Annotated in this window: 4 protein-coding genes; 3 read left to right on the forward strand and 1 reads right to left on the reverse strand. The window is 36.9% G+C overall.

Features of this window, described 5'->3' with window-relative positions:
- A partial coding sequence (locus tag H5072_RS12045) for a UvrD-helicase domain-containing protein (protein WP_182693654.1) occupies positions 1-2,217 on the reverse strand: 2,217 nt, incomplete at its 3' end.
- A gap of 271 nt (positions 2,218-2,488) precedes the next feature.
- Between H5072_RS12045 and H5072_RS12050 the strand changes: the two genes are divergently transcribed.
- The 3 genes from H5072_RS12050 (at position 2,489) to H5072_RS12060 (ending at position 4,739) form a co-directional block, all read left to right on the forward strand.
- Positions 2,489-3,151 (forward strand): hypothetical protein, encoded by a 663-nt coding sequence (locus H5072_RS12050; RefSeq protein WP_259395934.1) that lies wholly within the window; start codon positions 2,489-2,491, stop codon positions 3,149-3,151.
- 189 nt (positions 3,152-3,340) lie between these two features.
- Positions 3,341-4,255, forward strand: coding sequence for a M14 family metallocarboxypeptidase (locus H5072_RS12055; protein WP_182693655.1), 915 nt, complete (start codon positions 3,341-3,343; stop codon positions 4,253-4,255).
- 73 nt (positions 4,256-4,328) lie between these two features.
- A complete protein-coding gene (locus tag H5072_RS12060; protein ID WP_182693656.1) occupies positions 4,329-4,739 on the forward strand; it encodes a hypothetical protein in 411 nt (136 codons plus the stop codon).
- Positions 4,740-4,741 lie beyond the last annotated feature (2 nt).

Here is a 4,741-nt window from a genome sequence, read left to right on the forward strand (position 1 = left end):
GTTTGTATGCTTTTTATCTTTTAAATGCTGCTGCACGCTATTTAACATGTATCTATATCGACTAAGTATGGCAATGCTCGCTGATACATCATTTTTTTGAATCGTGCTTATAGTCTGCTGTACTTTTATTTCTATCGATTTAGTGCCTTGGTATAAATCGTCTAATAAAATAACTTGTGGTGTGGTTACTTGTGTATGTGTACTGATCTGCTTTTTATATTGCTCAGGGTTTTGCATTACAAAGCGCCCAGCTACATCGCTAATGCTATTATTATATCTGAATGTTTTTTGCAGCATAGTGAGTGAGTGGCTACCCACTAACTCATTAAAGCGCGTAGTAAGCGCTAAATTACCACCCGAGAACCGATAAATTGCTTGCCAGTCGTCACCAACAGCAGTAAAGCGTATTCCGTTACCATGTTTTAATATGGCACTTAAAAAAGCCATACGCGTGCTTGATATATCTTGAAACTCATCAACTAAAATGTGGCTCCACGGAATATTAAAATCTCCGCTTACTATCGCCTTTGTTGCTTGAATAATCATATCGTCAAAATCAATGGCACTTTGCGCGTTTAATTCATTTATATAAGCATCATGAATTTGCACTAACAAGTTTGCATATTGCTGGTAATTTTTAATACCGCTTTGCTTAATGCGCAGTGCTATTTGCTTATTACTTAGCTGCTCAACCCGAATAGCTTGTAAGCATTTTATGTACTTATCAATCCCTTGCTGTAACTGCCCTGAGTTATTTAATGTATGAAATATTTCATCGTTACTTAAAGGTGTTAATTCAACATTATGCTGCTTTAATTGCTTTGCGAGGGTTTGCTCTAGCTTTCCTTCTACCCAATTGTAATGAAAGGTTTCGAGTAACGTGGTGTCATTTTGTTTATGCAGTTTGCGCTTAAATGCAATTTGCTCGTTATAGTTTTTTTTATTTATATCGGCACGCGTATTCCCTTGCCTATCAATGCCAAAGTGCTCTAAGTAAATATCATATTGAGGTATATAAAAATCAGGCTTATATTGCCCACTTAGCTCTGCGCCTTGGCTAAAGTGATAATTCACCTCATAACTATGCGGTACGCAATTCAAATGCAGCCAGTTTGAAATAAGCACTTCCTGATAACTTTTTACTTTATGACCCGCAAGGCTACGGTATTCGTTATCGCGTACGTACCGCTCGTACTGTGCATTATCTTTAAAGCTAAATATATCAACCGGCTCATGGAGTAAATCTATAAATGCTTTTAAAAACTGTGGCTCGGTTTGTATTTTTTTACTTACCCATCCAGTTAACCAACTATTTAATTGAACTGGGTCAGTTGCAAATTTTGACAACTCGATTGGCTTTTTAGCACTTTGTAATAATTTAAGCCCAAGCGCATGAAACGTTAAAATAGTGGGTTCTTTGGTATGCAATTTTGCATGCGTGGCGCGTTTAATAAAACGCTCTTTAAGCTCATTTGCTGCTGTTTTATTATAGGCCAGCACCAAAATTTGCTCAGGCTTGGCAATATTGCATGCTATTAAATTTAAAGACTTTGCTACCATCACAGATGTTTTACCTGTGCCTGCTGCCGCTAATACTAAATTTTTATCGTTATCGCGTATTACCGCTAAGCGCTGCTCGGTTGTTAATGGATTTGACTCTACTTGATTAAAAAAGTCATTTTTAAGAGTTAGTTGTTTTTTTTCATATTTATGGCGCAACTGTGCAATTGCATCGTGAGTATTGGGTGTGGTGCTTAGTATATTTAAAAATTTAATACTACTTGGCGATAAGTGTTGTTGCCACACACTTGTACTTTTAGCGTACTGCTTGGTAAGCAAAAACACATCATTATTAAGTGTTTTTATGGAACTATCACGTAAAAACTCATCTAAAGCATAGCGCTTGAGCGAAATCTTTGCGTTATTTACCTTTTGCTCAAGCAGGGCTGAAAACCGCGTGTTAAGGGCTGTGTTTAAAGTGTACGCTTGTGCTTTGTTTAAAAAACTAATTGATGTATTGCTACTGTCGCACAAATTAATTTTGGCGCTAAATAAACGGTTTTTAAGTATTGAGTAATTATCAAAGTCTTTAATTAAAAATGTCCGTGCGGGAGCACTTCTAAAATGCACAACAAGGCGCTCTTGTTCAATAGTTACGTGTTTAATACGGGTAAAAAAACGGCCTAGCCAACTTGGAGTAGCAATATACTGCGCCATAATACTCAATATGAAGATATGCTTTGGCTTGATTGTAACATACTCTTTTATATTACATTTAACGCTAAATAGTAGTCATTTATCAAGCAACCTCTTAGCAGGCTGACTTTTAAAACTTAATGTTATCATTTTACTCACAACCATTAACAATTTTAAACATTTACAGATAGCGTGTTGTGTAACAATGCACAAATACACTTAATATATTTACTAGGTATATCCGCAATTAAACAATTACTTATAGCTAATTCAGTGGTTAAAAGGAGCTAACATGCTTAAAAAGTGCATTACCACAACTGCTTCAATTTTATTATTGTGCGCCTGTACAACAGAAACAGAGTCTAATTTAGTAAAAACAAAAGGAATTTGGGCAGGCTTTGAGCTGGTTTCTGACGGTAACCGCACGCGTGTTAACGCAGAGCTAAATGCGGGAGATGCTAATGGCTCAAACATTGTTTTAAGCGATAGCGACTCATTACAAGCTGTTGTTAATAACACTGCTATTGTACTTACAAAAGATACCGACTTTTTAGACGTTGATTACCAAGCGTATATAAATGCCACTGACGATAATCAACAGTTTGATATAAAATTTAAACGAGACGATGGCATAAATGCGAATTCAAGTGTGGAGCTACCTTTAAATTTTATTATTTTAACCCCGAGTAACAACCAAACTTTTAGTATTAATAGTCCCCTTACAGTTCAGTTAGATGGCACTGATCCCAATAGTACTAGTCAAGTAGAACTTAGCAGTAGCTGCACTAACAATAATAATGAAACACTTTTACAATCAATGCTTTTTGCGCTTAGTACTTCGCGCCTTGAAATAGATTTGCAAAGCTTAAATATGTTTAGCAGCTCGCAAGTAGATCAAAGTAAAACGTGTAGTTTAACAGTTAGTGTAAAGCGTGAACGACTAGGTAGTATTTAGGGTGAGTTCGCAAACCAAAGTTATATTAAAGCCCAACAATCACGCGCTATTAAAAATATGACTTTAACGTTTTAATTTGCACGCTAATTTACTCAGCGTTAAGCTACGCCTTTATTAAGTAATTTTACCAATTGTAATTGCCCTCCTTATTTATAGGAGAACAAATAACAGTTGATATAAAGGTTTATTATGACTAACAGCACATACCCTATTGGCACACCAGGCAAAAAATGGAATAACAACGATAAAGCCCAGTGGTTAGCACGCCAAAACATTAAACGCAGTTACCAAAACGAAGTCGTAACGCTAATTAATGACCTTAAAAGCACCTTAGATATAGAGCAATACGGCGAGCTTAATTACGCCGCTGGTACTTACCCATTATATATATTAAAAACGCCTAACTTTAATGCCAATAAACCAACTGTTTTAATCACAGGTGGTGTACATGGCTACGAAACCAGTGGCGTACATGGCGCACTTAGATTTGCTAAAACATCTGCTATGCAACACTCAGAGCAGTTTAATATTGTTGTTGCGCCCTGTATTAGCCCTTGGGGATATGAAACTATAAACCGCTGGAACCCTGATGCTATTGACCCTAACCGCTCATTTTACGAAGGCAGCCCAGCACAAGAGTCAGCAGCTATTATGGCGTTTGTAAAGTCACTCGATGTAGACTTAGTTGCTCATATTGATTTACACGAAACAACCGACAGCGATAACAGTGAGTTTAGACCCGCACTTGCTGCCCGTGAAGGCACGACAAACACTAATTGGAACATACCTGATGGGTTTTATTTAGTGGCCGATACCAATAAGCCTGAGCCTGAATTTCAAAAAGTAATTATCGAAGATGTAGCAAAGGTCACGCACATTGCACCGAGTGATGAAAATAACCAGTTAATAGGCGTCCCTCAAGAGCAATTTGGCGTTATTAATTACGCAGCACGCGATTTAGGTTTGTGTATGGGCTTTACAGATGCACCCTATGTAACCACAACAGAGGTATACCCTGATAGTCCAACAGCCACAGATGAAGAATGTATTTTGGCGCAAGTAGCGGTTATTAAAAGCGCCCTTAACTATATTAAAGCACTTTAATAAGTTTGCAGCCGCTTGTACCCTATTGGCTGCTAAACTAAATTTAGATAAAAAGCTAATTTAGGAGGTATTAATGGAATACAAAAATGAAAACGGACACGTTAATTTATCGCTTGAAAATAATATAGTTATTGCACAATTTAGCGGAAACCTAGAACTTGAGCTTTTAAGTAATTTTAAAACAGCGCTTTTTGAAACCATTCAATCATTTAAAGGCGAAAAATGGGGTTATATAAGTGACTCATCAAACGTTGTAGCTGCAACCCCACAGGCCGAGCAAGAAATGGTAGCCATAAGCCACAGCATGCAGCAAAACAACTGTTTAATTAGCGCGTTTGTGCTTACATCACCTATTGCTATAAGCCAAATGCAACGAATAATGCAAAACGCCAAAAGAGACGTTACTTTCAAAGATTGTCTTTTTGATAATCTAGAATCTGCAAAGCATTTTATTTTAAATGAATTAAACAATGACTTGAGCTAGGT

The organism is Pseudoalteromonas sp. SR45-5 (genome assembly GCF_014163565.1).
Taxonomy (GTDB): Bacteria; Pseudomonadota; Gammaproteobacteria; order Enterobacterales; family Alteromonadaceae; genus Pseudoalteromonas; species Pseudoalteromonas distincta.

Bases quoted from the DNA above. Each gene is read 5' to 3' on its own strand.
- H5072_RS12050 (WP_259395934.1), top strand. From the start codon at position 2,489: ATGCTTAAAAAGTGCATTACCACAACTGCTTCAATTTTATTATTGTGC.
- H5072_RS12055 (WP_182693655.1), top strand. From the start codon at position 3,341: ATGACTAACAGCACATACCCTATTGGCACACCAGGCAAAAAATGGAAT.
- H5072_RS12060 (WP_182693656.1), top strand. From the start codon at position 4,329: ATGGAATACAAAAATGAAAACGGACACGTTAATTTATCGCTTGAAAAT.